Here is a 16185-nt window from a genome sequence, read left to right on the forward strand (position 1 = left end):
AGCAGGTAACAGGCGGGGAGCTTACCCCGCCTGAAGAGTGGCAGGCAGCAGGGCGGTCAGCCAGGTGATGATGCCGACCCAGGCTTCGGCCAGCAAAAAGCCGATCAGCGCACCGGCCGCAACGTCGGTCAGATAGTGCAGCCCCAGGATTACCCGCGACAGCATGACCAGAATGGCAAACGGCAGCACCACGAGCAGCAGTATCGGCACATAGGTGGCAAACAGGGTGGTGAACATGACGGCATGCAGGGTATGGCCACTGGGAAAGCTGTAGCGATCCAGCGGTGGCATGGTGCAGGGAATCTCGAAGGAGATATAGGGTCGTTCACGGCACAGCCTGTTCTTGACGAAACGGTAGAACAACCCCCCGACGGCTGCGGAAAGCCCGAAACAGACCGCCAGCAGCCAGCCGTACAGCCCCCGGAAGATGGGGACGGTAAAGCATAGCGCGATCCATGCAGGAGCATCGCCCAGCCGGCTGGCCAGCCGCAATACCCGCAGCAGCGGACGATAGGCTCCCAGGCGGGCCAGCCGGTTGCAGGCCTTCCATTCAAGCGTATCCAGCCGCTTAAATACCGGATATACGCGCTCTTCTCGCACCGGTCACCTCCTGTGCCTGGGATAGATATTCGATGAAGGCATCGCCGATGCTTGGCCACGCCAGTGCCCTGACCCGTTCCCGAGCTGCTGCTCCCAGGCTCTTTACGAGTGCCTTGTCGTCGCTGAGTGCCGTCGCTGTCGCGATGAATGCGTTCGGGTCCCGCAGGGGGACCAGTCGTCCATCATGACCATCGCTGATCAGCTCTCCTGCTGCTGCATAGTCGAAGGCGACCACGGCAAGGCCGCTGGCCATCGCCTCGGTCACCACATTGCCGAAGGTTTCCGACAGCGAGGGAAACAGAAACATGTCGGCACTGGCATAGTAGCGTGTCAGGGCTTCTCCGCGCTGGAAACCGGCAAAATTGACCCACGGCAGCCGCTCCTCGAGCTGGGCACGCAGCGGGCCATCGCCTACCAGCACCGCGCATAGTGCGGGATGGCGCTGGCGCAGGGCATTGAGCGTGCGCTCGAGCAGCTCGACATTCTTTTCGGCGGCCAGCCTGCCGACATGCAGTATGACCGGCGTCTCCGCTGGGGCATGCCACTCCCGGCGGAGAGCCGGGCTGCGCTTGTCGGGCGTGAATTGCCGACAGTCCAGTCCGCGACCGAGTACCCGGACGTTGTCGTATCCCTGACTCGTCAGAGTATGGGCCTGCCCGCTGGTTGGCACCAGTGTCATCAGGGTCCGGTTATGGAAGTGTCGCAGAAAGGGTCTGACCAGCGGCCTCAGGATCTGCAGCAGGATGTAGTAACGGCTGTACTGATCGAAGTTGGTATGATAGCCGCTGATGATTGGAAGGTTCAGCCGCCGGGCCACATGCAGGGCAGCCATGCCCAGTGGTCCTTCGGTAGCGATATAGACGACATCGGGAGGGCTGGTTGTCCAGAACTGACGCAGTTGCCTTACCGCCGGCATGCCCATGCTCACGCCGTCATAATCGGGAATCGGGATGGCCCGTACCTGCAGTTCCTCGCTCATCATCGCCGCCGTCGTGTGATCTTTCGGGCGGGGTCGAATCAGCTGAACCCTGAAGTCCCGTTCGATCAGGTGCCGGGCGAGATGATGCAGTGTATGCGTGACGCCATTGATTTCGGGCAGCCAGGTTTCACTGACGAAGGCGATACGTGTCCGGGGGGCGGGCTGTTCGACCGCAACCGAGGATGGCGGCTTGTCCATGACGACGGCACGATGCTCCTGTGACCGTTCGATATTATTGCACGGGCTCATGATATCGCATGTTGCCTGAATATGATGCGGTAGATAATGATGCCTGCTCCCTGATGTCGCAGATACCCGTGACCCCGTTATTTCAGCAGTCGGTCGGGATTGACGGGGCGGCCGGCATGACGAATGTCGAACAGCAGATCGAAACGACCGGTGCTGGCGGAATTGGCGACGCTGCAGATGGGGGTGCCGGTGCTGATCCGCTTGCCTTCCTGAACCTTCAGCTGGTCGCACTGGGCATAAACGGTCTGCAGGTTGTGTTCGTGATGCACGATGATCACGCCACCCAGATGGCGCATGGTACCGGCAAACCTGACCGTTCCAGCGGCGACCGCCCGGGCAGTGCGGTCACGCCCGGCGGCGATGATCATGGGTTGCAGCTGCCCCCGCTGGTCGGGCCCGAAATGTCGCTTGACGCTCCCTCCCTGAAGTGGCCATGGCCAGTTGCCTACTCCCGAGGGCAGGGGCTCGGTGCTCTGCCGCGCTGGCTGTCGAGTCGGGGCAGGCCGGGCGCGTCGACTGCTGCCGCTCGAGGCGGCCTTGCCTACCGGGACGGTGATCATGTGGCCGATGGCCAGATGCTGGTCATCCAGCCTGGCATTGGCGCTGCGAATATCCGCAACGCTGCTGTTGAACCGTCGGGCAATGGCCGAGATGGTGTCGCCCGGACGAATGCGATACCGGTAGCGTCCATTGCCGGGTGCTCGTTCATCCCCACCGGGAAGCAGCAGTTGCTGACCGACCCGCAGTTGCCTGGCGCTGGTGCCCGGGTTGAAGCGCTGCAGTCGCAGCAGCGGAATGCCGGCCTGGCGTGCAATCCCGGATAGCGTGTCGCCGCGCTGTACCGTGATCCAGCCCGGACGATCGGAAGGCCCTGACAGCCCGGCACAACCTGTCAGCAGTAGCAGGGCGAGCAGTATCAGGACTCGCGGGATGATAACTGTTGATCCTTTTCCTGCCAGACTGCATTGACCCATGCCTGAAAGCGTTCCCGATAAGCCGTGTCATTGAAATAGTCTCCCTCCCGCATCCATGACGGAATGTCGAGATGGCGAGCACTCAGATGGATGGTGCCCGAGCGCCCGCACAGAAAGGCGCCGAAGCCGGAGCAGCCGTTACGATAATCCAGGGTGACATCGATGATGCCCGCCAGCCGGTCGCCCAGCAGGTCAATGACCTGAGCACAGCCGCCGGCACGAGGACGCAGCAGATGCTGGTAGGGGCTCTGCTGGTGGCGGTGCTTGTCACGGGTGAAACGTGTCCCCTCGAGGAAGTTGTAGATGGCCATCGGCCGCTGGCGGGCATTGGCACACATGCGCCGGGTCGCCTGGCGATCGCGCTGGGCCAGCCCGGGATTGCGTCTGATCTGCTCGCGCGAGTAACGCCCGACGAAGGGAAATTCGAGCGCCCACCAGGCCAGCCCCATGACAGGCAGCCAGAGCAGCTCGCGCTTGATGAAGAAACGGGGGGTGGGCAGCCGACGGGTCAGGGCGTACTGCAGCACGAAGATGTCGGTCCAGCTGCGATGGTTGGCAATCACCAGCCACCACTGCTCGGAAGAGAGCGAGTCCGTCAGCTCGATTCTGAAATCGGGTTTCAGCCAGTAGCGAATCCAGAGATTGTTGGTGGCAATCCAGCCGTTGGCGAGCCACTCCAGAGCGCTCAGCAGGTGAGGCTTCAGCCATGCCACGGGGAGCAGCTTGATCAGTGCCAGCACGATCAGCGGCGGGCACCACAGCAGTGTATTGAGTGTCAGCAGCACAAGGCTGACAGCACCTTTGATGAGCGACATGGCTGATTCGCTTCAACCCATTGCAGCAGAAATGAGCGTCCGGTGATGATCCCGAACGGTGTTCATCGTAATGGATGAGCCCCTGGCTGCCCAGCACTCGGCGCAATTTGCCCAGTCACCCTGTTCAATGACTCTGCCGCCACTACAATGGGCGGCGCCATGAGGGCCGGGACCCGGCTCCGGAGTTTTCTTCATCATCTGCACGCGAGGTGTCACTTGCGCAGTCTGCCCAGGACGCTGCCCATTCTGTTTCTGTGTGAAATCTTCTTTCTGCTCGGTCACGGCCTGATCATGACCCTGCTGGGAGTGCGGATGTCACTCGAGGGCTTTCCCTCCCAGATGGCCGGGCTGCTGATGTCGAGCTTCTCGCTGGGCTTCGTGCTGGGCAGTTATGCGCTGGAAAAGCGCATCCGCTCGGTAGGTCATATCCGGGTGTTTGCGGCCTGTGCCGCGGTACTGGCCATCACCGCGCTGCTGCACGGCCTGTGGGTCAACCCCTGGGCATGGCTGGTCTGGCGTGTCTTCGGCGGGGCCGCGACCGCCGGCATGCTGATGGTCATGGAGTCCTGGGTATCGGGAGAGTCCAGCAACGAGAATCGCGGTCGGGTGCTGGGCTGGTACATGGTTATTTCGACCACCTCGCTGGCGGGCGGTCAGTGGCTGCTCAACATGGCCGACCCGGCCACCATGATCCTGTTCACCATTACCGGCATCCTCTTTACCCTGTCGCTGGTACCACTGTCGATTCATCGCATTCACGGGCCCTCGCAGAGCAGTCACGACATCGCGCTCAAGCTGCCGCTGAAGACGCTCTATCGACGCGCTCCGGTAGGGCTGGTGGGGGCCTTCATTGCCGGCATGATGGTACAGGCCTTCTTTGCCATGACTCCCTATTACGGGCAGGAAATCGGCCTTTCAACCGGTCAGACGGCCCGTTTCATGTCGATTACCACCCTGGTGGCACTGGTCGCGCAGTGGACGCTGGGCCGGGTTTCGGACCGATTCGATCGCCGCAAGGTCATCCTGTTCATGACCCTGGTAATGACGGTTTCCGGAGCGCTGATTACCGTCGTGGCCCGCTTCGACTACCTGATCCTGCTGATCGCGGCCTGTCTGCATACGGCCATGCTGCATACGCTGTATTCGATGAGTCTGGCCCATACCAATGACTGGCTGGAGCCGGAAGAGACCATTCAGGCCAATGGCAAGCTGCTGATCTGGTATGGCATCGGGTCGGTCATCGGGCCCTATACCGCCTCGCTGGCGATGGAGGTTTTCGGGCCCGCCGGGTTGTGGCTTTTCCTGGGGAGCGCTTCGCTGAGCCTGGCGCTGTTCGTGATGAGCCGGCTGCGTGGCCGCCGCAGCTGGCAGCCCGAGATTGCGCAGGAGCCGTGGGTACCCATGGCGCCGGTGGAGAGTACCCACTATGTCGATCTTGATCCCCGTTATGAGCCCCGCCAGCTGGAGCTCGAACTGGACAGCGCGTAATACGGCAGCGGCAGGCTCAGCCCTGCAGTACCTGATCGATGGCACGCTCGACGGCACCGCGATAGCCGCCGCCAAACATCAGCAGATGGTTGAGCAGCGGATAGAGCTGAAAGAGGGTGCGGCGCAGCGGCCAGTCGTCAGGAGCTGCGCCGTCCCAGTAGGCCTCGAAGGTCTCTTCGGGCGGGGCACCGAAGAGCTCCAGTGCGGCCAGGTCAACATCGGGATAGTGCCGGTAGACGGCCGGATCGATGAGTGCCGGACCGCGTTCGCAGAAATGAACGTTGCCGAGCCAAAGATCACCGTGCAGCAGGCTGGCCGGTACATCGGGCAGCCATGCCTCGAGGCCGTGCGCCAGCCGTTCGAGCCGCTCGAAACCGGCACGGTCCAGTCCGCCCTGATCACGACAGGCGCGTCCCAGGGGGAGCAGGCGGCACTCGCGCTGAAAGACCCGGCCATCGGCATGCCGGGTATTGACCTGCCGGGTGTTGCCGGCGGCATTGTCCACCGACCAGCCGTGTTCGTCGGCCGTATTGGCATGCAGCTGGCGCAGCCCTTCCCCGAGGCGGGTAGCGCTTCGGGCCGTTCCCCGGGCCGGGGCCAGATACTCCATCACCAGCACATCATCGAAGACACCCAGCAGTTCCGGAACGATCAGATCGGTGCCGGCGTCGCGCAGCGCCTGCAGGCCATCGGCCTCAGCCTGGATGGCATAGGCAGTGGCATGCTTGACGACCACGCTTCCCTGGTTGGTATCCACCCGCCACAGCTCGCCGATGTCGCCACCGCTGAGTGGCTGAGGTCGGCCGGTGGGGGTCAGGTCGAGCTGTTCGATGATGGCAATGGGATCAGGTTGGGCCATGCCTGCTTCTCCTGATTGGCGAATGAGAAGACCTGCTTTCAGGTGGATGAGTCCTGCTGCTCATCGTCGAGGGCATCTTCACGCCTGGGGTCGTGCCGGCGCTGTTCCTGGCGCTCCCGTTGGAACAGGGCCTGCAGCTCCGCCATGGCGGCGCGATCACTGCGCAGCAATGCCTGATTGTCGTGTCGGTGCTGATAGGAGTGATGAAACAGCTCGGTATCGAACTCGCGAAATGTCCTGACCGCTTCACCAGCCGTCGAGCCGGGATACCCCATGCCGCGCAGCAGGTCATCACACATCTCCAGGCTGGCGGCAAGCGTTTCGCGTACCACGTGTTCGACACCCAGTTCCATCAGCTGCCAGGCGTGATGCCGATTGCGTGCCCGGGCATAAATCTGCAGTCCGGGAAAATGGGCGCGTGCCAGCCGGGCGATGGTCAGGGCCGCCTCGTCATCATCCACGGCGATCACCAGGATCCGGGCCTCGCCGGCGCCGGCAGCGTGCAACAGTTCCAGACGTGTGGCATCAGCGTAGTAGATGCGTGCGCCGAAGCGACGGATGAATTCGACCTGGGCAATATTGGGATCAAGCGCGGTAAAGGCGATGTTCTGGGTGCTGAGCATGCGCGCCACGATCTGGCCGAAACGGCCCAGCCCGGCGATCAGTACCGGTGGCGTCTGCTCACCGAAGTCGCTGTCCCAGGGGCGGGATTCCCGAAGGCGCTCGCCGAGCCGGCCACCCACCCGGTAGAGCAGCGGGGTAACCGCCATCGAGAGGGTCACGGCGGCGACACAGAGGCTGGCGGTGCGCTGATCGAATACACCGGCGCTGACCGCGGCGGTCAGCAGCACGAAATCGAACTCGCCGCCCTGGGCAATGATGGTCGCCAGCCGGGGAAGGCTCTGACGGGGCAGACGTGCCAGCAGGCCGATCAGGGTCAGCACCACGAACTTGGCCAGCAGCAGTGCCAGGGTCAGGCCGATGATGACAGGCAGATTGTGTGCCACCAGGGGCAGGTCGACCGTCATCCCGACGCCGATGAAGAACAGCCCCAGCAGGATGCCCTTGAAGGGTTCGATATTGGCTTCCAGCTCGTGCCGCCATGGGGTATCGGCCAGCAGCACCCCTGCAAGGAAGGCGCCCAGTGCCATGGATAATCCGGCCTGCTCCATGATCAGGGCGGTACCCAGCACCAGCAGCAGTGCAGCGGCGGTGAAGACCTCGCGCAGCTCGCTGCGAGCGACCAGCCTGAGTACCCGGGGGAACAGCAGCCGGCCGACCAGAATGACCAGTACCACCATGCCGATGCCGCGCCCGACCACCAGCCAGGTCTCGCCCGGCGAGGCCGCGAAATCACCGGCAAAGACCGGCAGCAGGGCCAGCAGCGGGATGACGGCCAGATCCTGGAACAGCAGGATGGCGAAGGCCAGTTGGCCGTGTGGCGTGGCCAGGTGCTGGTGTTCGGCCAGGACCTGCAGGGCAAAGGCGGTCGAGGAGAGCGCCAGAATCAGTCCCAGCAGTATCGCCTTGTCCGTTTCAAGTCCGAGCAGCCAGCCCAGCGGGGTCAGCAGCAGACCGCACAGCGCCAGCTGCAGTCCGCCGAAGCCGAACAGGCGCTTGCGCAGCGCCCAGAGCCGTTTCGGTTCCAGCTCCAGACCGATCACGAACAGCAGCATGACCACGCCGATCTCGGCCAGGTGAAGTACTGCTTCGGGCTCGGCAATCACACCGAGCAGCGAAGGTCCCAGCAGCAGACCCACGAAGAGATAGCCCAGGATGGAGCCCAGCCCCAGGCGCTGAAACAGGGGCACGGCGATGACCGCTGATCCCAGCAGTATGGCGGTTTCCAGCAGAAACGGCATGCTTGCTCCTCGTCTCGGACCCGCCGAAGACCGTTCGGCCCGTCATGCATGACGGGCCGCCATGGATGGCAACGTAGCCGGTCGGGGCGGATCGAGGCCGGCCTGTCAGCCCTCGAGCCGACCGTTGTCGGCACGCTCGATCAGCTGGCACAGCGGATCATGCAGTGCCGGTGAGGCCGCGACCAGGTTTTCGCCGTACAGCTCCGCCGGAATACCGTCGGGGCAGGGGTAGACGTTGCCGAGCCGGGCGCCGGCTTCCGCGGCGATCAGACGACCGGCTGCAAAATCCCAGGGCGACGAGCTTTCATAATAGGCGTCGAGTCGACCGCAGCCGACGTGGCAGAGATCCAGTGCCGCGGCCCCGTTGCGGCGGATATCGCGGCAGTTGAGCAGTACGGCGTGCAGCCGGCGCATCAGTGGCGTGCGGGCATCACGATCATAGGGAAAGCCGGTAGCGACCAGGGCTTCCGGCAGCCGGGTGGTCTCGCTGCAGTGAATCGGGCTGCCATTGAGCCAGGCACCGCGGCCGCGTATTGCCGTGAAGGTTTCGTTCATGAAGGGCGCGTGCACGACACCCAGACGAATGCGGCCATCCTCCACCCAGGCAATGGACACCGCGACATGGACATGACCGTGGGCGAAATTGACCGTGCCGTCGATGGGATCGACGATCCAGAGTGGTCCTTCATCGGTCAGGCTCTGTCGTCCGGGGGAAAGCTCTTCGGTCAGTCTGGGTTCGCCGGGAAACTGCTGCTCCAGCTGTTCGCTGATATAGCGATCCGTGGCGATATCGGCATCGGTCACCAGTTCATTGCCGTGCTTGTAGTCACGGTCGAAACTGGCTTCCTCCCGTGCGCGGCGGACATGCTTGCCGGCTTCACGAGCGATGGTAACGGCCTGTTCGAGTCGGGCCTCGAGGTCCATGTACTTCTCCTGCGGCGAAATTCGGAAAAAGGCAATGGTTCAGCGCTTGACCGGGCGTTTCTGCAGCTTGCGCTGCAGGGTGCGCCGATGCATGCCGAGACTGCGCGCCGTGGCGGAAATGTTGCCGTCGTGCTCGTGCAGTACCTTCTGGATGTGCTCCCAGGTCAGTCGATTGACCGAGGGTGGGTTATCGGGAATCTCGGCATCGGGATTGCCTTCCTCGGCATCCAGGGCATGCAGCACATCCGGCGCGTCTACCGGTTTGCAGAGATAGTTGACGGCACCGAGCTTGATGGCTTCGACCGCCGTGCTGATGCTCGAGTAACCGGTCAGTATGATGGCCCGACAGTCGGGGCTGATTGCCAGCAGTTCCGGCAGCAGCTTCAGCCCCGAGCTTTCACTGAGCTTGAGGTCGATGGTGGCGTACTCCGGTGGTGCCTCGCGGGCCACCTGCAGGGCCTGCTCGGTGGTATAGGCCACCCGGACATCGAATTCCCGCCGGGTCAGGGCGCGCTCGAGCACGCGGCAGAAGAACTCATCGTCATCAACGATCAGGAAGGTGGATTGATGGGCTGTCATCCTGTGGCTCGCCTCCGTGATGTCAGGATTGTGCCGGGGCGCGGCGCTCGGTCCGGGGCAGTCTGACTTCGGTCAGGGTGCCGCCTTTTTCGTGATTGTAGAGCGTAACACTGCCGCCGAAACGATTGACGGTGGCATGGGTCAGGAAAAGTCCGATGCCCATGCCCTTGGAGCCGTTGGAAATGAAGGTATCCCCGAGCTGATCGGCAATCTCGATCGGCACCCCGTCACCATGATCGCGTATATCGATGATCATCGCATCATGTCCGCGCTCCAGCGTGATCTCGATGTCTTCGGGATTGGCATCGGCGGCGTTGTTGAACAGGTTCATGATCGCCTGGTCCAGCGAAACATCCGTCAGCAGCCAGCCTTCACGCTCGCCCGTGAGCGTGATCCGGTAGGTGACATCGGGACGCATGACCAGCCATCGCTCCAGTACCTCCTCGAGCCACTGGCCGGCCTCCCGGGGTTCGGGCGGGTCACTCTGACGACGTTCGGCGCTGGCGGCCAGGCGTCTGAGATGGCCCTTGCAGGTAGCCACCTGCTGGCTGAGCAGATCGATGTCCTCGCGCATGTGGTCGCTTGCCGCTTCCTCGCGCATTTCCGACAGCAGTACCGCCATGGTGGAGAGCGGGGTGCCCAGCTCATGTGCCGTACCGGCGGCCTGGCTGGCGACGGCGAGGATCTGTTCGCTGCGCAGGGCCGACTCACGGGTCCGGGACAGCGCCCGGTCACGCTGACGCACCGATTGCGCCATCTTGTAGGCGAGCCAGGTGATCAGCCCGGCACACAGCGCGAAATTGAGCCACATGCCCAGTACCCGAAGGCTGACATCGGTACCGGGGACGGGCCGGCTGAGCCCAGGGATGGGCTCGAAAAATATCATCAGCAGCGTATAGGCGATCATGGCTGCGGTGGCCGTGATCCAGGTGTGTCGCCAGGGCAGGGTGGCCGCTGCAATGGTCACCGGCAGCAGATAGTAGGTGACGGCCGGATTGGTGGCGCCACCGGTGAAGTAAAAGACGATCGTCAGACCGGTGATGTCGACCAGCAGGTGAATCAGATATTCGATATCGGTAACGGCGCGGGCTCGCCCCAGCCGCCACCAGGTGGCGATATTGAACAGCCCCATGGCCACGATGATGCCGATGATCGGCAGGACATGAAGCTGAAAGCCGAGAAGTTCGATGCCGAAGATGACCGCGCCCAGAAAGCCGGTCCACGTGATCCCCCGGGCGATGGTCAATCGGATCAGGTTGCGACTGGGAGGGGTCAGTGGCAAGGAGGGGGGCAGCGACTGTGGCATGTTAATCCGCTCGGCCGGAATGGTGCTGCCAGTAATGATGCTGGCACTGTGCGCGCCATCTTAGCGCACGCGCCGGCCTCCCTGGAGACTGCAGGAGCAATATATAAACCCTCGCGGGAGGAGCGAGGGTTTGAAGCGTCTTGAAAATGTAATTTTACTTTCAAAAAGGTGCCGGAAGCACCTGTCATGCAGTCAGTGCCGGAGTGGGGCCTGTTCGTCACGCCGGGCCTGCTCACCGCTGCCGGTCACGGGCATCAGCGTCAGCGAGCGCTGCAAGGCCTGCAGGGCATAGGCTTCGGCACGGCGCTCCTGTTTCCGACGATGGCGCATGGCGGCATCCTCGCGCAGCATGACATCGTGACCACCTCGCTGATTGGCACTCATGGCAACCTCCCCGGAATGTTGAAAGGATCAGTCCTGAGCTCTCTTCAGGTCTGCAGGCACAGTATATCTACGACTAAAGGCTAAATGAAGTAATTTTACTACGTAATGACATTTTGCCGCATCCTTGCCCCGGTTCATTCGCCTGCAACCCCGGCAAGCGGTTATGATGCCCGCTATCACAACCCGATCTCCGATCCGCATGGCGTCCCGCGCCATATCCAGACTGACAGGCCGTATGACAGACAACGCCATTGCACACGCTGCCGCCAGCCGCAGAACCTTCGCCATCATCAGCCACCCCGACGCCGGCAAGACCACCATTACCGAGAAGATGCTGCTGTTCGGTAATGCCATCCAGGTCGCCGGTGCCGTCAAGAGCAAGCGTGATGACCGGCACACCACCTCCGACTGGATGAAGATGGAGCAGGAGCGCGGCATCTCCGTGACGACCTCCGTCATGCAGTTTCCCTACAAGGGACGAATGGTCAATCTGCTGGATACCCCCGGCCACGAGGATTTTTCCGAGGATACTTATCGTACCCTGACGGCAGTCGATTCGGCGCTGATGGTGGTGGATGGCTCCAAGGGGGTTGAGGATCGCACCATCAAGCTGATGGAGGTCTGCCGGTTGCGCACCACGCCGATCCTGACCTTCATCAACAAGATGGATCGGGACACCCGGGATCCGGTCGAGGTCATGGACGAGATCGAGACCGTGCTCAACATTGCCTGTGCGCCGATGACCTGGCCGATCGGCATGGGGCGTCACTTCCGGGGGGTCTACCATCTGCTCAATGATACGGTACACCTCTATCAGCAGGGACACGGCAATCGGATTCCCGAGGATGTGCGCATTGACGGGCTCGACAATCCCGAAGTCGATCAGGCACTCGGCGAGAGCCAGGCCAGTGAACTGCGCGAGGAAGTCGAGCTGGTCCGCGGTGCCTCCCACGAATTCGATCTTGATGCCTATCGGCGTGGCGAGCTGACGCCGGTCTATTTCGGCACCGCCATGGGCAACTTCGGGGTGCGCGAGATGCTGGACGGTTTTGTCGAGTATGCGCCGGCGCCCGGTGTCCGGGAGACCAATACCCGCAATGTCTCCTCCGAGGATGAACGCTTTACCGGGTTCGTGTTCAAGATCCAGGCCAACATGGATCCGCGTCATCGCGACCGCATTGCCTTTCTGCGGGTCTGTTCCGGCCGCTACGAACGCAATATGCGCATGCGGCATGTGCGCATCGGCAAGGACGTCAAGGTGGCTGACGCCCTGACCTTCATGGCGGCCGATCGCTCCCATGTCGAGGAGGCCTGGCCGGGGGACATCATCGGTCTGCACAACCACGGAACCATCCAGATCGGGGATACCTTCACCAGTGGCGAGAGCATGCGCTTTACCGGGATTCCCCATTTTGCACCGGAGCTGTTCCGCCGGGTGCGCCTGAAGGATCCGCTCAAGGCCAAGCAGCTGCAGAAGGGGCTGCAACAGCTCTCCGAGGAGGGGGCAACACAGGTCTTCATGCCAGTAAACAACAATGATCTGATCGTGGGTGCCGTGGGGATGCTGCAGTTCGATGTGGTGGCGCATCGGCTGCGCGATGAGTACAAGGTCGACTGCATCTACGAAGCGGTCAATGTGCAGACTGCCCGCTGGATTCATGGCGAAGAGCGCAAGATCGACGAATTCCGCAATCGTGTCAGCGAAAACCTGGCGTTCGATGGCGGTGGTTATCTGACTTATCTGGCGCCGACCCGGGTCAACCTGCAGCTGACCGAGGAGCGCTGGCCCGACCTTGATTTCAGTGCCACGCGAGAGCACTGAGCGTTCGCCCGGCCGATCATGCCCGGCTGATCGGACCGCGCGCTGATGTCCGGGGCGCCGGGAGATGTTTCACTTTCGGGAGGTAACCTCGATGGCTGGGTCCGGTTTTCTGAAGGAATTCCGCGATTTCGCGGTGCGCGGCAATGTGGTCGACATGGCGGTGGGGATCGTGGTGGGGACGGCCTTTACCGCCATCGTCAACAGTCTGGTCAGGGATGTCTTTTCTCCCCTGATCGGTCTGATGACCGGGGGGATGAACTTTGCCAACCTGTTCATGGTAGTCCGGCAAGGCGTTACGCCGGGGCCTTATACCACGCTGGCTGATGCCCAGGCGGCCGGTGCCGTAACCCTCAACTACGGACTGCTGCTCAACGCCGTCATCTCCTTCGTGATCGTCGCCATGATGGCCTTCGTGCTGATACGCAACGTCAATCGGCTGCGGCGCCTTCACCACGCTGACGAGCCGTCGTCGCAGGCGCCCACGACCAAGGGCTGCCCCTACTGTGTGACCAGTATCCCGATTGCTGCCACGCGCTGTCCGGCCTGCACCTCGCAGCTGGATGTCCGGCCTGACGCTGCCTCCTGAGCCGATTTGCATGAGCAGTTTCACGGATGCGCACTGTCATCTGGACTTCGATTCCTTCGCGGCCGATCGGGAGGCCGTGTTCGAGCGTGCCCGGGACGAGGGAATTGGCCGTTTCATCGTGCCGGGGACACGACGCTCGCGCCTTGAGGCGGTACTGGCGCTGAAGCGTTTTGCCGGCGTATCGACCTGCCTGGGGCTGCATCCGTACTTTCTCGACGAGCATGACGATGAGGCCGATCTGGCGGTGCTGGAGCAGGCGCTGACAAGCCGGTCGGTGGTGGGGCTGGGAGAGTGCGGGGTGGATGCCCGCCTTGATGATCTACCCCGTCAGTGGCGATTGTTCGATGCTCAGCTGAAACTGGCCAGGCGGCTGGAACTGCCGGTAGTGGTGCACTGTGTGCAGCTCAATGATGAAGTCGGCAAGCGGCTGAAACAGCTGGCGTTACCGGCACGAGGGCTGATTCATGCCTTCAGTGGCAGCCTGCAGCAGGCGCAACGCTTCATCGAGCTTGGTTACCTGCTGGGCATCGGGGGTGCCGTGACTCATGATCGGGCACGCAAGCTCAAGCGGGTGGTGGCCGAGCTGCCCGCGGACAGTTTCGTGCTGGAGACGGATGCCCCGGACATGGCACCGCAGGGCGTATCCGGGCGTAACGAGCCGGCCTGCATGAGCCGGGTGATCGCAGAGGTCGCCCGGCTGCGCGGTGTCAGCCGGGAGACGCTGGCGGCAACCACCAGCGCCAATGCCGAGTGCCTGTTTCGGCTGGAGAACTGACTCAGCCTGCCAGCGACTCCGGATCGCGCCGTTCGACGGGATAGGGCAGCGACTGCAGGGTGGCGGGCTGTTCATCGATGGTCAGGGGCGGCATCTCCTCGCGCACGTTGAGCACGGCCAGCACCTCACTGCCTTCGCTGGTGGGCACCATGCTGACGACTTCGCCCATGCGCTTGCCGTTGTCATCACGTACCACGGTGCCGATCGCCGGGGGGGGGCCAGACGTGAGGGTCAGGTGCATCAGTCGTTTCTTGACCTGGCCCCGGAAATGCGCCCGTGCCACGACCTCCTGGCCGGTGTAGCACCCCTTCTTGAAACTGATGCCGGCCAGTGCTTCCCAGTTGATCATCTGGGGCAGCCAGCTCTCGCTGGTGGTGTCATTCACCCAGACCAGCCCCGCCTGAATATCGAGCAGCTGCCAGTGCGTCTCCGAGACCGGTGCGGCCCCCTGCCGGCTCAGTGCGTGCCAGTGCTCCAGCATTCTGTCTGCCGTATCCACCAGCACGAAGCGCGGGATGGGATGCGGATGTCGAACGACCAGTGTCGAGTCGGCCAGGGTCATGGCCCATTCGGCCCGGGGCGGCTCGAACTGGCAGGTGGTCAGTACCGATTCGGCGTCCGAGCCGCTGACCCCCAGGGCAACCAGATCGCTGCAATGATCCAGCTCGGTCTTGTAGAAGACCGCAAACTTTGCCAGATGGGCACGCAGTGCTTCAGCGACACCGCTGTTGAGCAGCAGCCAGTAGCGATCGGTATCGATTCGGGCGATCTGGGCGTTGGCGATCATGCGCCCCTTGGGGGTGCAGAAGGCGGTAGGCGGGGCAATTTCACCATTGGCCAGGTCAATCTGGGCGCTGGTCTGTCCCTGCAGAAAGCGGGTGGTATCCGCTCCGGCAATTTCAATGACTCCCAGCGGGGAGAGGGGGGTAAGCTGACAGCCGTGGCCTGTGGCGGCAGTGAACTGCCACTGACCGCTGTCGTCGATTCGGCCACCGGCATCATGCAGATGGGCCTGCCAGCTTTCGGGAAGGTCGGGTGCGCTCATGTCTCTCTCCAGTGCTCGACTCGCTCCGTGAAGGATGGTGAGTGCGAGGCCGATACCGTTTTGCTAACCTGGTATGATTTGGGCAATGGTGGGTCTTTACAACCATCTGCCAGAATTCGTGCATGCGCGCTGCATCACGACAATGATGAAATGACCGGAGAATTGCAGCATGGCGGTATCACGATCACTGACACTCGAGGGGCTTGCAGGCGTCGAGGATGTCAATCGGGTCACCACGGCCCTGATGGAAGTGGATGGCGTCGACAGCGTCGAGGTGGCACGCGAATGGGCGGAAATCGAAGGTCAGGCTCGTATCGGTGACCTGGTGGCTGCCGTGGAGAAGGCCGGCTTTCGGGCGCGTCGTGCCTGAAGGCATCCGCAAGGATGCCTCGCGTGCACGGCCACCATGTACCACGGGCATGTACAACGGGAGAGTACTGGCATGAGCATTCTGATCGAGACCGAACGTGAAGGCGCGCTGCGACAGCGCATTACCCTGGACGAGATCCACGATCTTCACGCCGATGTCGCCGAGAGTGCCGGCGGCGAAGGGTGCGTCCCCGATCCCCACGATTACTTCGACATGTCGCTGGGCAGTTGCAAGGCCCTGACCGTGATGATGTACGCCCGCCGCAAGGAGATTCCGCTGAAAGGGGTGAGTGTCCGTGTGACCCGTGATGCCTCACGGGAGCGGGAAGGACATTACCGGCTGGATGTCTCGATTGGCCTGATCGGCGAACTCAGTGGTCAGGCGCGCGAGCGTCTGCAGGAAATTGCCGATCAGTGCCCCATTCACAAGCTCATGACCGGCGCCAGCATCGAAGTGAATACCGAAACGCATCTGAGTTGAGCGCAGCAGGAGTGACGCAGGTGGTCGAGGGCTTGCAATCGGCGCCTGTGCCCGCATTCAGTCGGCATTGGTACTCGTTACGGTGGTT

17 protein-coding genes are annotated in these 16185 nt (G+C 62.6%); 6 read left to right on the forward strand and 11 right to left on the reverse strand.

Going from position 1 to position 16185, the window contains the following annotated elements; translation table 11 throughout:
* Positions 1 to 21: 21 nt before the first annotated feature.
* The 4 genes from C7446_RS05370 to C7446_RS05385 form a co-directional block, all read right to left on the reverse strand.
* Positions 22 to 600, reverse strand: a complete 579-nt coding sequence (locus C7446_RS05370; RefSeq protein WP_121172062.1) for a phosphatase PAP2 family protein — start codon at positions 598 to 600, stop codon at positions 22 to 24.
* A complete protein-coding gene (locus C7446_RS05375; RefSeq protein WP_245977710.1) occupies positions 569 to 1828 on the reverse strand; it encodes a glycosyltransferase family 4 protein in 1260 nt (419 codons plus the stop codon). The genes C7446_RS05370 and C7446_RS05375 overlap by 32 nt, the downstream gene beginning before the upstream one ends.
* Before the next feature lie 77 nt (positions 1829 to 1905).
* Positions 1906 to 2802 (reverse strand): murein hydrolase activator EnvC family protein, encoded by an 897-nt coding sequence (locus C7446_RS05380; protein ID WP_121172066.1) that lies wholly within the window; start codon positions 2800 to 2802, stop codon positions 1906 to 1908.
* Positions 2745 to 3617, reverse strand: coding sequence for an acyltransferase (locus C7446_RS05385; RefSeq protein WP_121172068.1), 873 nt, complete (start codon positions 3615 to 3617; stop codon positions 2745 to 2747). The genes C7446_RS05380 and C7446_RS05385 overlap by 58 nt, the downstream gene beginning before the upstream one ends.
* A 216-nt stretch (positions 3618 to 3833) precedes the next feature.
* Here C7446_RS05385 and C7446_RS05390 point away from each other — a divergent pair, with 216 nt between their 5' ends.
* Entirely contained in the window at positions 3834 to 5105 is a 1272-nt protein-coding gene (locus tag C7446_RS05390; RefSeq protein WP_121172070.1) for an MFS transporter, read from the forward strand.
* 16 nt (positions 5106 to 5121) lie between these two features.
* On the opposite strand, the gene C7446_RS05395 is transcribed toward C7446_RS05390, so the two are convergent.
* The 6 genes from C7446_RS05395 to C7446_RS05420 all read right to left on the reverse strand — a co-directional run bounded on the left by C7446_RS05395 (position 5122) and on the right by C7446_RS05420 (position 11019).
* A complete protein-coding gene (locus C7446_RS05395; protein WP_121172072.1) occupies positions 5122 to 5964 on the reverse strand; it encodes a fructosamine kinase family protein in 843 nt (280 codons plus the stop codon).
* Between the two features lie 38 nt (positions 5965 to 6002).
* Positions 6003 to 7826, reverse strand: coding sequence for a monovalent cation:proton antiporter-2 (CPA2) family protein (locus tag C7446_RS05400; protein ID WP_121172074.1), 1824 nt, complete (start codon positions 7824 to 7826; stop codon positions 6003 to 6005).
* A gap of 105 nt (positions 7827 to 7931) precedes the next feature.
* On the reverse strand, positions 7932 to 8750 hold the full coding sequence (locus C7446_RS05405; protein ID WP_121172076.1) for an inositol monophosphatase family protein: 819 nt from the start codon (positions 8748 to 8750) through the stop codon (positions 7932 to 7934).
* A gap of 39 nt (positions 8751 to 8789) precedes the next feature.
* Complete coding sequence (locus tag C7446_RS05410; RefSeq protein WP_121172078.1) at positions 8790 to 9329, reverse strand: response regulator transcription factor; 540 nt, start codon at positions 9327 to 9329, stop codon at positions 8790 to 8792.
* 22 nt (positions 9330 to 9351) lie between these two features.
* Positions 9352 to 10635 carry an ATP-binding protein gene (locus C7446_RS05415; RefSeq protein ID WP_121172080.1) on the reverse strand — a complete coding sequence of 428 codons (1284 nt, stop codon included), beginning with the start codon at positions 10633 to 10635 and terminating at the stop codon, positions 9352 to 9354.
* A 192-nt stretch (positions 10636 to 10827) separates the two neighbouring features.
* Positions 10828 to 11019, reverse strand: coding sequence for a hypothetical protein (locus tag C7446_RS05420; protein WP_121172082.1), 192 nt, complete (start codon positions 11017 to 11019; stop codon positions 10828 to 10830).
* Positions 11020 to 11254: 235 nt separating this feature from the next.
* On the opposite strand from C7446_RS05420, the gene C7446_RS05425 reads away from it, so the two are divergent.
* The 3 genes from C7446_RS05425 (at position 11255) to C7446_RS05435 (ending at position 14202) form a co-directional block, all read left to right on the forward strand.
* Positions 11255 to 12841: a peptide chain release factor 3 gene (locus tag C7446_RS05425; protein ID WP_121172084.1), complete on the forward strand. Its 1587-nt coding sequence runs from the start codon at positions 11255 to 11257 to the stop codon at positions 12839 to 12841.
* Between the two features lie 91 nt (positions 12842 to 12932).
* Positions 12933 to 13427, forward strand: coding sequence for a large conductance mechanosensitive channel protein MscL (gene mscL / locus C7446_RS05430; protein ID WP_121172347.1), 495 nt, complete (start codon positions 12933 to 12935; stop codon positions 13425 to 13427).
* A gap of 10 nt (positions 13428 to 13437) precedes the next feature.
* Positions 13438 to 14202: a TatD family hydrolase gene (locus tag C7446_RS05435; protein ID WP_121172086.1), complete on the forward strand. Its 765-nt coding sequence runs from the start codon at positions 13438 to 13440 to the stop codon at positions 14200 to 14202.
* Position 14203: 1 nt separating this feature from the next.
* Here the strand turns inward: C7446_RS05435 and ygfZ are convergent, their stop codons facing one another.
* Positions 14204 to 15247: a CAF17-like 4Fe-4S cluster assembly/insertion protein YgfZ gene (ygfZ, locus tag C7446_RS05440; protein WP_121172087.1), complete on the reverse strand. Its 1044-nt coding sequence runs from the start codon at positions 15245 to 15247 to the stop codon at positions 14204 to 14206.
* Between the two features lie 169 nt (positions 15248 to 15416).
* Between ygfZ and C7446_RS05445 the strand changes: the two genes are divergently transcribed.
* Complete coding sequence (locus C7446_RS05445) at positions 15417 to 15617, forward strand: cation transporter (protein WP_121172088.1); 201 nt, start codon at positions 15417 to 15419, stop codon at positions 15615 to 15617.
* A gap of 72 nt (positions 15618 to 15689) precedes the next feature.
* Positions 15690 to 16097 carry an OsmC family protein gene (locus tag C7446_RS05450; RefSeq protein WP_121172089.1) on the forward strand — a complete coding sequence of 136 codons (408 nt, stop codon included), beginning with the start codon at positions 15690 to 15692 and terminating at the stop codon, positions 16095 to 16097.
* Positions 16098 to 16185: the final 88 nt, after the last annotated feature.

The organism is Kushneria sinocarnis (assembly GCF_003633775.1).
Classification (GTDB): domain Bacteria; phylum Pseudomonadota; class Gammaproteobacteria; order Pseudomonadales; family Halomonadaceae; genus Kushneria; species Kushneria sinocarnis.